The 15,024-nt window shown below is 62.3% G+C and carries 12 protein-coding genes; 7 read left to right on the top strand and 5 right to left on the bottom strand.

Annotated features, from left to right (window positions below; genetic code table 11):
- Positions 1-156: 156 nt before the first annotated feature.
- The gene (locus tag ABWV64_RS07825) at positions 157-783 is read right to left on the bottom strand and encodes a VPLPA-CTERM sorting domain-containing protein (protein ID WP_353343778.1); all 627 of its coding nucleotides are present in this window, start codon (positions 781-783) and stop codon (positions 157-159) included.
- A gap of 374 nt (positions 784-1,157) precedes the next feature.
- Here ABWV64_RS07825 and ABWV64_RS07820 point away from each other — a divergent pair, with 374 nt between their 5' ends.
- From ABWV64_RS07820 to ABWV64_RS07790, 7 genes are all read left to right on the top strand, one after another.
- Positions 1,158-2,489 (top strand): mechanosensitive ion channel family protein, encoded by a 1,332-nt coding sequence (locus ABWV64_RS07820; RefSeq protein ID WP_353344566.1) that lies wholly within the window; start codon positions 1,158-1,160, stop codon positions 2,487-2,489.
- 1,052 nt (positions 2,490-3,541) lie between these two features.
- A complete protein-coding gene (gene rsfS, locus ABWV64_RS07815) occupies positions 3,542-3,907 on the top strand; it encodes a ribosome silencing factor (RefSeq protein ID WP_353343776.1) in 366 nt (121 codons plus the stop codon).
- The gene (gene rlmH, locus ABWV64_RS07810) at positions 3,908-4,378 is read left to right on the top strand and encodes a 23S rRNA (pseudouridine(1915)-N(3))-methyltransferase RlmH (RefSeq protein ID WP_353343774.1); all 471 of its coding nucleotides are present in this window, start codon (positions 3,908-3,910) and stop codon (positions 4,376-4,378) included.
- A gap of 132 nt (positions 4,379-4,510) precedes the next feature.
- Positions 4,511-6,028, top strand: coding sequence for a 2,3-bisphosphoglycerate-independent phosphoglycerate mutase (gpmI, locus tag ABWV64_RS07805; RefSeq protein ID WP_353343772.1), 1,518 nt, complete (start codon positions 4,511-4,513; stop codon positions 6,026-6,028).
- Positions 6,025-7,203, top strand: a complete 1,179-nt coding sequence (locus tag ABWV64_RS07800; RefSeq protein ID WP_353343770.1) for a murein hydrolase activator EnvC family protein — start codon at positions 6,025-6,027, stop codon at positions 7,201-7,203. The genes gpmI and ABWV64_RS07800 overlap by 4 nt, the downstream gene beginning before the upstream one ends.
- A gap of 3 nt (positions 7,204-7,206) precedes the next feature.
- A complete protein-coding gene (locus ABWV64_RS07795; RefSeq protein ID WP_353343768.1) occupies positions 7,207-8,547 on the top strand; it encodes a S41 family peptidase in 1,341 nt (446 codons plus the stop codon).
- 174 nt (positions 8,548-8,721) lie between these two features.
- On the top strand, positions 8,722-9,204 hold the full coding sequence (locus ABWV64_RS07790) for an RNA pyrophosphohydrolase (RefSeq protein ID WP_353344564.1): 483 nt from the start codon (positions 8,722-8,724) through the stop codon (positions 9,202-9,204).
- 6 nt (positions 9,205-9,210) lie between these two features.
- Here ABWV64_RS07790 and ABWV64_RS07785 read toward each other — a convergent pair whose 3' ends face one another.
- The 4 genes from ABWV64_RS07785 to dapE form a co-directional block, all read right to left on the bottom strand.
- Positions 9,211-10,680, bottom strand: coding sequence for a lytic murein transglycosylase (locus ABWV64_RS07785; protein ID WP_353343766.1), 1,470 nt, complete (start codon positions 10,678-10,680; stop codon positions 9,211-9,213).
- A gap of 127 nt (positions 10,681-10,807) precedes the next feature.
- Complete coding sequence (gene rnr, locus ABWV64_RS07780; protein ID WP_353343764.1) at positions 10,808-13,102, bottom strand: ribonuclease R; 2,295 nt, start codon at positions 13,100-13,102, stop codon at positions 10,808-10,810.
- A gap of 31 nt (positions 13,103-13,133) precedes the next feature.
- Complete coding sequence (locus ABWV64_RS07775; protein ID WP_353343762.1) at positions 13,134-13,763, bottom strand: TIGR04282 family arsenosugar biosynthesis glycosyltransferase; 630 nt, start codon at positions 13,761-13,763, stop codon at positions 13,134-13,136.
- A 7-nt stretch (positions 13,764-13,770) separates the two neighbouring features.
- The gene (gene dapE, locus ABWV64_RS07770; RefSeq protein ID WP_353343760.1) at positions 13,771-14,955 is read right to left on the bottom strand and encodes a succinyl-diaminopimelate desuccinylase; all 1,185 of its coding nucleotides are present in this window, start codon (positions 14,953-14,955) and stop codon (positions 13,771-13,773) included.
- Between the last annotated feature and the right edge of the window lie 69 nt (positions 14,956-15,024).

Genomic DNA, 15,024 nt, shown 5'->3' with positions numbered 1-15,024 from the left:
GGGGCTGCGGCGCGGGCGCGGCGCAGGGTGTGCGCGCGCATCAAAACGCGGCTGGCGTGAGGCCCAAAAACGCGCGGCCAAGAAAACGCGCGGCCAAGAAAAAGCCGCCTGATCCAAACGGACCGGCGGCTTTGGTGATTTTGATCTATGCGGCGCTCAGGATTTGCGGCGACGCGCGGCCCCGATCAGGCCCAAGCCGCTGAGCAACAGCAAGCCGCCCGCAGGCAGGGGCACAGTGCCCAGATTGTCATAAAGGATAAAGCCCGCGATGGCGTTGCTCGGCGAGCTGCTGTCATAGATGCCGAAGCGGTAATCGCCCGCGACCAGATCGGTAAAGACCATGGAGACCGGAGTGCTGGCCGAGCCGGTGTGGCCGCCCGATGCGCCCTCTTGCGCGATCAGGTTGCAATTGCCGCCCACAGGGGCCGCAGCGGCGGAGCAAAAGGAGGTGTCGTTGCTCAAACGGGTGGTGACGCCGCCCGAGATATAATCCAGCGTGATGCCGGTCACGTCGCTGAGCACGCCGTCATAGACGTCAAAGGCGTCAAATTCGAGCGCGCCAGTGCCTTCGATGGTAAATTCGACCCAGCCCGAAACCGGCGCGGATGTCCAATCGAAGGTGATGAAATGCATGTCCTGCGAGCCGCGCGCCGAAACATAAAGCTCGCCTTGCTCGACGCCGGTGCTGACGGCGGTGATGGCCTGTGCGCCGGTGGCGGTGAATGCGCCAAGGCCCAGCGCCAAGGCGCAGGTCAGGGCAGCGGTTTTCTTCAATACCTTCATAGTGTCCTCGTTACGGTTATGCCTTCGGGGAGCAGCCCCCAATATATTTAACCTCTCGGTCGCATAGGACCCCGAATTGGGTCAATGTTAACCTAGAGGAATGCCCTGCAATCGCGGCGAAAATGAGGCAAGATTGTAGCGGTTAAGCCATCATTAACCATTTTTCGCGGCTTTGCGGGAACTCTGCGTTCTGATCTGCGCAACAATCGCGGGCCGTCTGGGGCGCTGCATGACGGCGCTGTGAGGCGGGCGGTGTGTGACGCGCGATATGTGACGGGCGGTGCGTGATGAGAGGATTTGCTTTTTCCGGCCGATCCATGCGTTAATCATCCAAACGCGACAGAATGCGCAAAAGCAAAGGCAGAGCGGCACAGATGACCTTCCATCCGTTTTTGATTGGGGCGGCGACCCATGAGGCGGCGCTGACCCTATGGGAGCGCGCGATTACGTTTGCCAACAACATGCTGCGCCCGTGGAATGCCTATCAGATCGCGATTGCGCTGGGCGTTTTTGCGCTGGCGTGGCTGGCGGCGCGGGTGATCGGGCCGCGTTTGCAAGACTGGATGCGCACGCGCGAGGGTTGGCCGAAATGGCGCATGCGGCTGTTTGTGGTGCTGCACCGGCGGCTGGGGCTGATCCTGTTTGTCGGGGTGATCTGGCCGATTGTGTGGATGATGCGCGCCGCAACATGGCCCAGCCGCTCCTATCTGCTGGCGATCATCGCGCAACTGGCCTTTGCCTATCTGGTGATTGCGGTTCTCACGCGGCTGATCTCGAACAAGCTGCTGCGCTCTGTGGTGCGCTATGCGGGGTGGATCTGGGTCACTCTGTCGATCCTCGGGCTGACCGACCAGACCCAAGCCGTGCTCGACAGCGCCTCGGTGCATCTGGGCGAGATGCGCCTGTCGCTGTGGCTCTTGGTGCAGGCCGCCGCGATCCTTGGCGCGCTCTTTGCCGTGGCGCGGTTCGTGTCGGTCAACAGCGCCACGCAAATCCGCCGCAACGAGGATATCAGCCCCTCGATGCAGGTGCTGGTGATCAAATTCCTGCAGGTTCTGCTCTATGGCGCGGCGGTGTTTATCGGGCTGCGCACCGTGGGCGTGGATTTGACGGGGCTTGCGGTCTTGTCCGGTGCGATCGGTGTCGGGCTTGGCTTTGGCTTGCAAAAGGTGGTGTCGAACCTCGTGTCGGGGATCATCATCTTGTTGGATAAATCCATCAAACCGGGCGATGTGATTTCGCTAGGCGAGACCTTTGGCTGGATCAACTCGTTGGGCGCGCGCTATGTCTCGGTGGTCACGCGCGACGGCAAGGAATACCTCATCCCCAACGAGGATCTGATCACCGGACAGGTGGTCAACTGGTCCCATTCCGATGATTTCGTGCGGCTCGATATCTTCTTTGGCACGGCTTACGGCGACGATCCGCATCTGGTGCGCAAAATCGCCATCGAGGCCGCGCAGGGGGTGGACCGTGTGCTCAAGACCAAACCCTCGGTCTGTCATATCGTCGGCTTTGGCGACAGTTCGGTGGATTATATCTTGCGGTTCTGGATCCGTGACCCCACGGGCGGGCTGACCAATATTCGCGGCAATGTCTATCTGGCGCTGTGGGACGCGTTCCAAGAGCACGGCATCTCGATCCCCTTCCCGCAGCGCGAGGTGCGGATGCTGGGCGATGATTCGGGTATGATTGTGGATAAGTGAGGGGATAAACCGCAAAACCGGCGAGACTTTTTCCGAGTCTTTTGAATCGCTTAACGATATGTGAACAAAATGTTCGATGCTATATGTTGCACCACGCACGATATTTGGTAGGGTGAGTTAGTATTCGAACAATATAAGGTATATCATCGTTAGCCGAATGGTAACCGGAAGCAGGATACCGTTGAAGTTCTCCGCTCGCAGGAGCATAAATGAGGCTTGCGATGCCTTTTTGGTTTCGTTTCAGTGAAGAGAAATCAGTGAGTCAGGTTCTAACTCTCAAGTTGATATTCTGGGTTTGAATCGCCAGTGACCCCTGGCCGACGCATTTGATTATGGCTCCAGTAGTGCTGTGGTAGCGCTTCTGGAGCCTTTTCATTTTGTCGTTTATTTTGTCAGTCGATGAAACGCCGTTTGTCCAACACGGCAAGGGATCCAAAACGGTAAGGGCCCCGAGTGCGAACGACACCGGGACCCCCAGGTTTACGGTCGCCCGCTAACCCTCTTGCGCGAGTTCACTTTCGGGTTCCACTTTGTGGTCGTAGATCATCAGCACTGCATCAGCGCAGATCACCACGACCAAGTGGAACACGAAAAGTCGGATAAAGCGTATCATCGCCATCCTCCTTTCTGGTTGGTTTCAGTGTATGCAGGTCGCACCGCTTGCGCGGGTGGTATGCTCGCTGCACCGTCACTATGATCAAATTTTCTCGTCAATGCACCATTTTCTCGCAACTTATTGGCTGCTTCGACGCCGCGTTTCGCGCTTGGGGGTTATAAGCCTCTGACTGTTAACGAAAATTAATTCCACCATTCCGGCGGCGGACCTGTGCCCTTGCGCTTTGCGATGTTCCGGCACGGCGCGACGCCAAATAATGTGCACAGGTTTTCAATTCCGAGATTCTCTTTGTCGTGCATTGAGATTTCGCGCCCCCGATGCTATTTTGAACCCGATAGCCCAGCGTTCGGGGCCCTGACGGCGCATTGATAAGGAGGACGATGTCCTGTCTCTTCACGTTAACGCAGCCCCTGCTGCGGGTTCCGGAGTGCCGCCCATGAGCGCACCCCAAGACGTCACCAGCGAAGAGTTGCTGGCGCGTATTCTCTCCTCGCTCGATGAAGACAAAGCCGAAGATGTCGTGCAGATCGACCTGCGCGGGCTGACGGCCATTGGCGATTATATGGTGATCTGCTCGGGGCGTTCCTCGCGGCAGGTGGCCTCGATTGCCGAAAAGCTGGTCGAGCGGCTGAAGGCCGATTTCGGCCGTCTGAGCAAGGTCGAGGGCAAGGACACCGGCGATTGGGTGCTGGTCGATACGGGCGATATCATCGTGCATGTCTTCCGCCCCGAAGTGCGCGAATTCTACCAGCTTGAAAAGATGTGGCTGCCCAGCGGTGCGGCGGCGCCTGCCGGCGCGTAAATGAAGCTGCATATCTGCGCGGTGGGCCGTCTGCGGACCGGCCCCGAGCGCGATCTTCTTGACGATTATCGGACACGGTTTGATCGCACGGGGCGGGCTTTGGGCCTTGGCCCCGCGACGGTGCATGAGGTCGAGGACAAGAAAGGCGGCGGCATGGCGGCAGAGGCCGATTTGCTGCGCCGTGCCTTGCCCAAAGGGGCGGTGATCTGTGCGCTGGACGAGCGCGGCAAGCTCATGAGCTCGCCCGATTTTGCGGATAAAATCGCCGCGTGGCGCGATGCGGGGCGCTCCGATCTGGCCTTTATCATCGGCGGGGCGGACGGGATTGATCCCGCGCTCCGGGCCGAGGCGGATTTTTCGCTGTCTTTTGGCAAAATGGTCTGGCCGCATATGATGGTGCGCGTGATGCTGTCCGAACAGATCTATCGCGCCGCCTCGATCCTTGCGGGCGGGCCGTATCACCGGCTCTGAACGGCGGATTTTCGGCCCGTGTCGAGGCGCGTGTCGGGGCGCGGCGATGATGCGCGCGCGAAAGCGGTTCAAAACCGCGCGCGAAGCGGCTAAAACCGCCTCGAACCTCATCCGAGCCTGCGGAGCATCCCCATGAGCCATCCCAAACCTGTTGTTCTATGTATCCTCGACGGTTGGGGTGCGCGCGACGAAACGGGTGCCAATGCCCCCGCCTTGGCCGATACGCCGAATTTCGACCGCATCTTGCGCGACTGCCCGAGCAGCCAGTTGATCACCCATGGCCCCGATGTCGGCCTGCCGCGCGGGCAAATGGGCAATTCCGAGGTGGGCCATACCAATATCGGTGCGGGCCGTGTGGTGGCGATGGATCTGGGGCAAATCGATCTGGCCATCGAGGAGGGCAGCTTTGCCCGCGCCGAAAACCTTGTCGGCTTTATCGAGGCGCTCAAGGCGACGGGCGGCACGGCGCATGTGATGGGGCTTGTCTCGGACGGCGGGGTGCACGGGCATCTGGTGCATATCATCGCGGCGGTCAAAGCGATCTGCGCGGCGGGCGTGCCTGTGGCGCTGCATGCAATGACCGACGGGCGCGACGTGGCGCCCAAATCGGCGGCGGGCTATATGGCCGAACTGCAGGCCGCGTTGCCCGAGGGGGCGTCGATTGCCACCGTCACGGGGCGCTATTATGCGATGGACCGCGACAACCGTTGGGAGCGGGTCAGCACCGCCTATGATGCGATGGTCAAGGGCGAAGGGGCCAAGGCCGCAAGCGCCGCGCAGGCCATCGAGACGGCTTACGGCGCGGGCCAGACCGACGAGTTCATCCCCGCCACAGTGATCGGTGATTATGCCGGTGCGCGCGATGGCGACGGGGTGTTTTGCCTCAATTTCCGCGCCGACCGCGCCCGCGAAATTCTGGCCGCGATTGGCCAGCCGGATTTTGACGGCTTCGCGACGGGCGCGCGGCCCGATTGGGCGGGGCTGCTCGGGATGGTCGAATATTCGGACGATCACAACACCTATATGAGCGCGGTTTTCCCCTCGCGCGAGATCGTCAATACGCTGGGCGCTTGGGTCGCCAAACAGGGATTGCGCCAGTTCCGCGTGGCCGAAACCGAGAAATATCCGCATGTGACGTTTTTCCTCAACGGCGGCAAGGAAGAGCCCGAAGAGGGCGAGCAGCGCTACATGGCGCCCTCGCCCAAGGTCGCGACCTATGATCTGCAACCCGAAATGTCCGCCGCCGAGGTGACCGATGCCTTTGTCGGGGCGATCAACGACGGGTTCGATCTGATCGTGTGCAACTATGCCAATCCCGATATGGTCGGCCATACCGGCGATCTGGGCGCGGCGATGAAGGCCTGCGAGGCGGTGGATGCGGGGCTTGGCCGCGTTCTGGAGGCTTTGGAGGCCAAGGGCGGCGCGATGATCGTCACCGCCGATCACGGCAATTGTGAAATGATGGTCGATCCCGAAACCGGCGGGCCGCATACGGCCCATACGATCAATCCGGTGCCCGCCATTTTGGTCGGCGGCCCTGCGGGGGCGGGGTTGAAGAACGGGCGGCTGGCCGATCTGGCGCCGACGCTTCTGGCGCTGATGGGGCTGGAGCAGCCTGCCGAGATGACCGGCGAGAGCTTGCTGAAATGATCCGCATCGCCTGCCTTCTCGTGATGATGACGGCAGGGATGGTGCACGCGCAGGAGGGCGCGCGCCCTGAACCGCGCGAGGATGCGCGACCGGATGCGAGAGTGGCGGCGCGCGATGCGGCGCAGCGTCTGGACGCCGCCGCGCGCCAGCTGGACGCCGCCAAAAGCGCCCGCGACCGCGTCAAAGCGCTCAGCGAGACGGTCCATGCCTATGAGGACGGGCTGGAGGCGATGCGCGACGGGCTGCGCCGCGCCACGGTGAGGGAGCAACGCATCAGCAACGAGCTCAAGGCCCGCGAGGGCGAGATCAGCCGCCTGTTGGGGGTGCTGCAATCCATCGGCGCCGCCCCTGCGCCCGCCTCGCTTTTGCATCCGGACGGGCCGGTGGGCACGGCGCGTGCGGGGATGGTTTTGGCCGATATTACTCCGGGTTTGAACGGCGAGGCGGCCGCCCTGCGCGCCCAGCTTGAGGAGGTGCGCACCCTGCGCCTGTTGCAAAAATCGGCCACCGAGACCTTGCAAAAGGGGCTGGTCGGGGCGCAGGAGGCGCGCAGCGCGCTGAGCGCAGCCGTCGCGGACCGCACCGATTTGCCGCGCCGCTTCACCACCGATCCGGTGCGCACTGCGATCCTCATCGCCTCGACCGAAACGCTCGAAGGATTTGCCAGCGGGCTGTCCGATATCACCGGCGAGCAAAGCGGCGCGCCGCTGCCCGACATCAGCCACCGCAAGGGCACATTGCCGCTTCCGGTGCAGGGACAGATTTTGCGCCGCGCCGGAGAGGCCGATGCCGCAGGGGTCAAACGCCCCGGTTTGATTGTCGCCACCCGCCCGCGCGCCTTGGTCAACACGCCGGTTTCGGCGACCATCCGCTATCGCGGCCCGCTTCTGGACTACGGAAACGTGATGATCCTTGAGCCGCAAACAGGGCTATTGCTGGTTCTCGCGGGGCTTGACGTGGTTTACGGTTCAGCCGGAGAGGTCTTGCCCACGGGCGCGCCCGTGGGTCTAATGGCGGGCGAGGACGCGCTTTCGGGTGATATATTGCAAGAAACGGCGGCGGGCATCGGCATTGGCTCTGGAAACAGGCGCTCGGAAACGCTCTATATAGAAATCAGGCAGGACAACACGCCGGTGGATCCGGAGCTGTGGTTCAAAACGGATAAGGATGACTAGGCGATGAAGAAATTCCTAATGGCAGCGGCGGGCGGTATCCTTGCCGGCGGCATCGTGACCACACAGGTGGCCGCGCCTTTGCTGGCGCAAGAGGCCGCCAAGACCACCAATGTCTATGAGCAGCTTGACCTGTTCGGCGACATCTTCGAACGCATCCGCGTGCAATATGTCGAGCCGGTCGACGAGGCCAAACTGATCGAGGCGGCGATCAACGGCATGCTGACATCGCTTGATCCGCATTCCTCCTATATGCCGCCCGAAGACGCCGAAGCCATGCGTGTGCAAACGCGCGGCGAATTTGGCGGGCTGGGCATCGAGGTCACGCAAGAGGAAGGCTTTGTCAAAGTCGTCTCGCCGATTGATGGCACCCCTGCCGATGCGGCGGGCGTCGAATCGGGCGATTTCATCACCCATGTGGATGGCGAAAGCCTGCTCGGTCTGACGCTCAATGATGCGGTGGAACTGATGCGCGGCCCCGTGGGCAGCGAGATCATCATCACCATCGCCCGCGAAGGCGAAAGCGAACCCTTTGACGTGTCGATCATCCGCGACACGATCAAACTGACCGCCGTGCGCACGCGCCTCGAAGGCAGCACCGCCGTGTTGCGCGTCACCACTTTTAACGATCAAACCTATCCCAACCTTGCCGAGGGGCTGGCCAAAGAGATCGAAGCCGCAGGCGGGATGGACAAGATCAACGGCGTGGTGCTTGACCTGCGCAACAATCCGGGCGGGCTGTTGACCCAAGCGATCAAGGTCTCGGACGCCTTCCTCGAAAAAGGCGAGATCGTCTCGACCCGCGGGCGCAACCCCGAAGACGGCGACCGCTATAACGCCGAAGCGGGCGATTTGATCAATGGCAAACCGATTGTCGTGTTGATCAACGGCGGCTCGGCCTCGGCCTCCGAAATCGTTGCGGGCGCCTTGCAAGACCACCGCCGCGCCATCGTCGTGGGTACCAAAAGCTTTGGCAAAGGCTCGGTGCAAACGGTTCTGCCGGTGCGCGGCGACGGGGCGATGCGCCTGACCACCGCGCGCTATTACACGCCCTCGGGCCGCTCGATCCAAGCCTTGGGCGTCTCGCCCGATATCATCGTGCAACAACCGCGCCGCAAACCCGAGGCCGAAGCCGAGGAGGAGGCAGGCACCAAGCCGCGCACACGCTCCGAAGCGGACCTGCGCGGCAGCTTGAACAACGACAGCCTGACCGAGGATCAAATCCGCCAGATCGAAGAGGATCGCAACAAGGCCGAAGAGGCCGCCAAGCTGCGTGAGGAGGATTACCAACTGGCCTATGCCATCGATATTCTCAAAGGTCTGTCGACGCTGGGCCCCAAGGAATAGCACCGACGTGATACCGACGTAATGCCGCGCCCTGTTTGGCGCGGCATTTTCATGCGCCCCGCCGCGCCCGTTTTGCGCCCCCGCGGGGCCAATCACGGGTCTTTCGCTTGGCGGGCAGGGCCGCTAGGTTGCGCGCAATCCAACTGCGAAAGGCCGCTCGATATGACGCGCGAAATGACCCCCGAAGAGATCGCAAAACTGCCCTATCGCCCCTGTGTCGGCCTGATGCTGGTGAACGCGCAAGGCCATGTTTTTGTTGGACAAAGGATCGATAACCCCGGTCCGGCATGGCAAATGCCGCAAGGCGGGGTGGACGCGGGCGAGGACCCGCGCGAGGCGGCGCTGCGCGAGCTTTGCGAAGAGACCGGCATCACCGCCGATAAGGTGCGCATCGAGGCCGAAAGCGACGGCTGGATCCCCTACGATCTGCCTCATGACCTCGTTCCGCGCATCTGGAAAGGCCGCTTTCGCGGTCAGGAACAGAAGTGGTTTTTGATGCGTTTTCAAGGGGTTGACGGTGATGTCAACATCGAAACCGAGCATCCCGAATTCTCGCAATGGCGCTGGCTCGCCCCGCAAGACCTCGTCGCCAATATCGTCCCGTTCAAACGCGAGGTCTATGCCCGCGTGCTGCAAGAATTCGAAGCGCGGCTGTGACCTCGATCAGCGTTTGAGCAGCTTCATCAACTCTTGCGAGGGAAAGCCGTCCGGCGTCGCCCCGACTGAATTTTGAAAGGCGCGAATGGCGTTGATCGTGTTCGGCCCGATGATGCCGTCGATCTTCTCGACGGCAAAACCCTTGCGCTTCAAACGTCGTTGCATCTCTTTTTTCTCGTTGAATGACAACGGCTTATATCCGCGCGGCCAGCTGGCTTGAATGGGCGGGCCGCCCTTGAGCCGGTCCGACAAATGTCCCACGCCGATGACATAGGCATCGGCTTTGTTGTATTTCTCGATGGCGGCGAAATTGTCGAAAATCATAAAGGCCGCCCCCGCCGCCCCAGCGGGCAAGAGGATCGAGGCGCGGCCGTAATTGGGCACCGCACGCCCGTTCATATCGCGCACGCCCATCGCCGCCCAATCATTGGGCGAGCGCATGTTGTTGCGCCGCGCCGAAGAATGGTCAAACCCGCGCGGCAGCTTGACTTCAACGCCCCAAGGCTGGCCTTTTTTCCAACCCGACCGTTTGAGATAAGCCGCCGTCGAGGCCAGCGCATCGGCAGGATTTTCCGACCAGATATCGCGTTTGCCATCGCCGGTGAAATCCACCGCGAAGGCCAGATAGGAGGTCGGGATAAATTGCGTGTGACCCATCGCGCCGGCCCATGATCCGGTCATTTGGCGCGGAGCGACATCGCCCGATTGCAAGATTTGCAGCGCCGCGATGAGCTGCGCCTCAAAGAACTTTCCGCGCCGCCCGTCATAGGCCAGCGTGGCCAAGGCATCGATGATCGGGATGCTGCCGCGGTGCTCGCCGTATGCGCTCTCAAGCCCCCAAATCGCGGTAACGACCTCTTTTTCGACGCCATATTTTGCTTCGATCTGGTCCAAGACGCGGGCATGTTTGCGCAGGGCGGCTTGGCCGTTTTTGACCCGCACCGGCGAGGCGGCGCTGTCGAGGTAGTCCCAAATTTGTTTCGTGAATTCAGACTGGTTACGGTCCTTTTGGATCACGTCGGTGTTGTAGCGCACGCCGCGAAAGGCGCGTTTGAACACGTCCGAGCGGATGCCCTTGGCGCGGGCGCGCGCTTCGAATCCGTCGATCCAGCGCTGGAAACCCGCGTTCGAGGTGGACACGCGTTCGCTCGCCAAAATCACGTCGGCTTGGGCGGATGTCGGGCGCAGTTGCGGGCGTAAAGATCGGGCGAGGGCGGCGCTTTGGGCCTTGGCCTGCGCCGCCGGTTCTGCCGCCGGAGCGCTTTGCAGCGCGGCCAATGCGGCGGCTGCGATGCTCGCGCTTGCCGCCGCATCCGTGCCACTGGTGGCGGGAGCAGGGACGGGGGTGGGGGCGGATTGAAGCGGCGCGGCGGCGGGGCGCGCCTGCGGGCGCAAGGATTGTGCCACGGGGGCTGCTGCCGCCGTCGCTGCAAAAGCGAGTGTTGCCAAAATTGCTGTGCCGTATGCGTTGCGCATTCTTTGCCTCAAGACGGTATTTTTCTTGATGCTAACCGCATTGTTTCCGAATCGGAAGCAAAGTTGCGTGAGGGCTGGGCGTCTTGCCGCCGATGACGCTTGGGAAAGGGGCGTGGGTTGCGCGGCCCTAGGTGCGTTTGCGTTTGACCTTGCGCTTGATCTTATCGGCTTTGCGCTTGGCGCTGACGGCTTTGCGTTTGGCGGGTTTGCCTTGGCCCGCGCCGCCGCCGCGCCGCCGCCCGCGCGAGAACCCGCCGCCGGTCGGGCCGCTTGGCATATCCTCGCCGTCGAGGGTCAAGAGCTGTAGCTCCAGCCCGCCGGTGACCGGCAGGGCCTCGATCAATTTGACCGTGACCCTTTGGCCGATTGTGATCACCCGCCCCGTATCGGCGCCCATCAGGCTGTTGCTGTCGCGGTCGAAATGGAAATACTCGTTGCCCAAGGACCGGATCGGCACCAACCCGTCGGCGCCGATTTCGTCCAGCTTTACGAAGACGCCGAATTTGGCGATGCCGCTGATCCGTCCGCTAAATTCCCCGCCCAATCGCTCCGAGAGGAAGGCCGCAAGATAGCGGTCGTTGGTGTCGCGCTCGGCCATCATCGAGCGGCGCTCGGTGTCGGAAATATGCGTGGCGGTGTGTTCCAAAGATTCGATTTCGGCAGGGGACAGCCCGTCCTTGCCCCAGCCATGGCTGCTGACCAATGCGCGGTGCACGATGAGGTCGCTATAGCGGCGGATCGGCGAGGTGAAATGCGCGTAGCTTTGCAAAGCAAGGCCGAAATGGCCGAAATTTTGCGGGCTGTAATAGGCTTGCTGCATCGAGCGCAGGGTCGAGATGTTGATCAATTCGTCGCTTTCGGTGCCTTCGGCGGCGGATAAAAGCGCGTTGAGATGGGCGGTTTTGAGGACTTGGCCTTTGGCCAAATTGAACCCTGCTGCTTGGGCGACCTCGCGCAGCGCCTCGAGCTTGTCGGCGTTCGGTTCCTCATGGACGCGAAACAGCAGCGGCGATTTCTTGGCGATCAGGGTTTCGGCGGCGGCGACATTGGCGAGGATCATCAATTCCTCGATCAAGCGGTGCGCATCGAGCCGTTCGCGGAAATTCACCGACGCGACCTTGCCCGCCTCATCAAGCTCGACCTTGCGCTCGGGCAGGTCGAGATCCAGAGGTTGGCGGCGCGCACGCGCACGGGTCAGCGCCGCATAGGCGGCATAGAGCGGCGTGATCACCATATCCATCAAGGGGCCGGTTTTGTCGTTCGGCTTGCCATCGATGGCGGCTTGGACCTCTTCGTAATTGAGCGAGGCGGCAGAGCGCATAAGGCCGCGTTCGAAGCGGTGGCCGATCTTGTTGCCATCAGCGTCCAACTGCATGCGCACGGCGATACAGGCGCGCGGCACGCCTTCGTGCAGGCTGCACAGATCGCCCGAGAGGCGGTCGGGGAGCATCGGCACAACGCGGTCGGGGAAATAGCTCGAATTGCCGCGTTTTTTCGCCTCGCGGTCCAGTGCTGTGCCGGGCCGCACGTAATGGGCCACATCGGCGATGGCGACCCACACCACATGGCCGCCCTCGTTCTTGGGGTCGTCATCCTCATGCGCCCAGCAGGCGTCATCATGATCGCGCGCGTCCCACGGATCGATGGTGACCAAAGGCATGTCGCGCATGTCGCTGCGGCCCTTGAGGTCCGCGGGTTTCATCGCGTCGGCCTCATTGATCACCTCATCGGGGAAATCATCGGGAATGCCGTGTTGGTGGATGGCGATGAGCGAGACGGCCTTGGGGGCAGACGGATCGCCAAGGCGGTTGATGATGCGGGCGCGGGGCAGGCCCATGCGCGCCTTTGGTCCGGCCTGTTCGGCTTCGACCAATTCGCCGTCTTTGGCGCCAAAAGTGGCATCGGCGGCGACGCTCCATTCGGAGGCGAGGCCCTTGTCGATGGGCAATATGCGCCCGCCTTCGGCGCCTTTGCGAAACACGCCCAAGACCTTTTGCGGGTTGGTGCCGATGCGGCGGATCAGCTTGGCATCATAGGCATTGCCTTCGCCCTCGATCAAAGAGACGCGGGCCAAAATCCGGTCGCCTTCGCCCAAGGCGGGATCGGAGGCGCGCAGCAGCATAAAGACCTTTGGCTCCGGCCCTTCGCCTTGCCATTCCAAAGGTTTGGCCCGCAGATCGCCGTTGCCATCGGGGCCGAGGACTTGCAGCACCGACACCGGCGGCAGGCGGTCGGGATCGCGGTAGGTCTTTTGGCGTTTCTCCAGATGCCCTTCGGCCTCAAGTTCCTTGAGGATACGTTTGAGATCGATCCGCGCGGCGCCTTTGATGCCAAAAGCCTTGGCAATGTCGCGTTTTGCGGTTTGTGTCGGGTGGTCGGAAATCCATGCGAGGATTTCGTCCTTGGAGGGCAGCTTGCTCATATCCCTGCCGTAGCACGGCGCGCGGGCGGCGTCATCGGGAAAGAGCGGGCGCGGGGGCGGCGCGCGCCAAATTGCGCAAATCCTCGGCGGTGTCGATGTCTTGAAGCGTGTCGATCAGGGCGGTGCGCAGCCCGCCAAGGCTCTTGCGGCTGTCGGTGAGGGCGTGTTCGGTGGACCAGCGCACGTTTTGATAAAGGCGCGGCGGGGGCGGCGCGCTGCGCCTCAGGCCGGTGAGCCAATAGCCGCCGTCAGGGGCGGGGCCAAAGACCGCCTCGTGAGCGCCCAAAGCCGCAAAGGCGCGGGCGATATGGGCGCGGCGGATCGCGGGAATATCCGCGCCGATGATGCAAACCGGCCCTTTGGGCAGCCCAAACATCAACCGCGCCATGCGCGCGCCAAGGTCGCCTTGCCCCTGCGCGACGCGCGGCAGATGCGCGGGCCAGATCGGGGTGATCAGCCCCGCGCGGTCCGGCGCCACGGCAAGGGTCAATTCCCAACGCGGATCTTGCAAGCGGCGCAACAAGGCGGCGCTTTGGTGGCGAAACCACCACGCCGAAGCGGTCATGCCGATCTGTGCGCCAAGGCGGGTTTTGACGCGCCCCGCTTGCGGCAGTTTTAACATCACCACAAGGCGGCGGCGATAGGCCGATTGGGGTGTCATTGCCCCGTCACCCGGCGAAATAGTCGCGCAAAATGCGGGCGTAGATGGCCTTGAGTTGGTGGATTTGCGCCACCTCCACACATTCGTCGACTTGGTGCATCGTCTTGCCAACAAGGCCGAATTCCACCACGGGGCAATGGTTTTTCACAAAGCGCGCATCCGATGTGCCGCCCGAGGTGGACAGCTCTGGCGACAGGCCGGTTTCGGCTTTGACCGCGCGGGCGATGATGGCGGAAAAATCACCAGGAGGGGTCAGGAAGCTTTCGCCCGAGATTTTGATTTTCAGCTCGGCTTGCAGGCCGAATTCATCCGCGATCCTATCCGCCTCGGCGCGCAGCCAATCGGACAGGCCCGCGCCGGTATGGGCGTCGTTAAAGCGGATGTTGACCGTAGCGCGGCAGGTTTCGGGGATCACATTGGTCGCCGGATTGCCGGTGTCGATGGTGACTACGGCAAGGGTGGAGGCGTCGAAATGCTCGGTGCCTTCGTCCAGAGTATGCGAGGCCAGCCGGTCCATCAGGCGCGCCATGGCGGGCAAGGGATTGTTGGCGCGGTGCGGGTATGCCGCGTGGCCTTGGGTGCCGCGCAGGGTGAAGAACGCATTGAGCGATCCGCGCCGCCCGATTTTCATCATCTCGCCCATGGTATTGGGGCAGGTCGGCTCTCCCACAAGGCACACGGACATCGCCTCGCCCTTTGCGTCCATCCAGTCGAGAAGAGCCACAGTGCCGTCCGCCGCATCGCCTTCCTCGTCGCCGGTGATGGTCATGATCAGCGCGGCGTCTGCGGGCAGGCTTTGCGCGGCGTCCACGGCGGCGGCGGCAAAGGCGGCGACGCCCGATTTCATATCAGTCGCGCCGCGGCCATACATCACGCCGTCTTTGATTTGGGCACCAAAGGGCGGTATCGTCCATGCATCGGGATCGCCCAAGGGCACCACATCGGTATGCCCGTTGAAGCCAAAGGTTTTTGCCGCACCCTTGGGGCCGAAACGGGCGAAAAGATTGGCGATGCCGCCACGATCCACGCGGGTGCATTCAAATCCGGCCGCCCCGAGCAGACCCTCCAAAAGCACCAATGCGCCGCCCTCTTCGGGGGTGACCGAGGGGCAGCGGATCAGCGCGGCAGTGAGCGCTTCGGGATCGGTCGCGCCCTGAGCGTCGCGAAAATCGAGGGCGGGGGATGCGGTCATTTCGGCTCTCCTTTTGCGGCTCCTGTCTAGCGGCTCGGCGCGCGGGTTGGAATCCAAAACGTTGTAAAA

Source organism: Litorivita sp. NS0012-18 (genome assembly GCF_040371945.1).
Classification (GTDB): Bacteria; Pseudomonadota; Alphaproteobacteria; order Rhodobacterales; family Rhodobacteraceae; genus Litorivita.
The sequence above is the reverse complement of the archived record's forward strand: the minus strand, read 5'-3'. Positions and strand labels throughout refer to the sequence as shown.

Excerpts from the sequence above, each read along its gene's own strand:
- rsfS (WP_353343776.1), top strand. The coding sequence starts at position 3,542 with ATGAGCGCACCCCAAGACGTCACCAGCGAAGAGTTGCTGGCGCGTATT.
- gpmI (WP_353343772.1), top strand. The coding sequence starts at position 4,511 with ATGAGCCATCCCAAACCTGTTGTTCTATGTATCCTCGACGGTTGGGGT.
- dapE (WP_353343760.1), bottom strand. The coding sequence starts at position 14,955 with ATGACCGCATCCCCCGCCCTCGATTTTCGCGACGCTCAGGGCGCGACC.
- ABWV64_RS07790 (WP_353344564.1), top strand. The coding sequence starts at position 8,722 with ATGACCCCCGAAGAGATCGCAAAACTGCCCTATCGCCCCTGTGTCGGC.
- ABWV64_RS07825 (WP_353343778.1), bottom strand. The coding sequence starts at position 783 with ATGAAGGTATTGAAGAAAACCGCTGCCCTGACCTGCGCCTTGGCGCTG.
- ABWV64_RS07785 (WP_353343766.1), bottom strand. The coding sequence starts at position 10,680 with ATGCGCAACGCATACGGCACAGCAATTTTGGCAACACTCGCTTTTGCA.
- ABWV64_RS07820 (WP_353344566.1), top strand. The coding sequence starts at position 1,158 with ATGACCTTCCATCCGTTTTTGATTGGGGCGGCGACCCATGAGGCGGCG.
- ABWV64_RS07795 (WP_353343768.1), top strand. The coding sequence starts at position 7,207 with ATGAAGAAATTCCTAATGGCAGCGGCGGGCGGTATCCTTGCCGGCGGC.
- ABWV64_RS07800 (WP_353343770.1), top strand. The coding sequence starts at position 6,025 with ATGATCCGCATCGCCTGCCTTCTCGTGATGATGACGGCAGGGATGGTG.
- rnr (WP_353343764.1), bottom strand. The coding sequence starts at position 13,102 with ATGAGCAAGCTGCCCTCCAAGGACGAAATCCTCGCATGGATTTCCGAC.
- ABWV64_RS07775 (WP_353343762.1), bottom strand. The coding sequence starts at position 13,763 with ATGACACCCCAATCGGCCTATCGCCGCCGCCTTGTGGTGATGTTAAAA.
- rlmH (WP_353343774.1), top strand. The coding sequence starts at position 3,908 with ATGAAGCTGCATATCTGCGCGGTGGGCCGTCTGCGGACCGGCCCCGAG.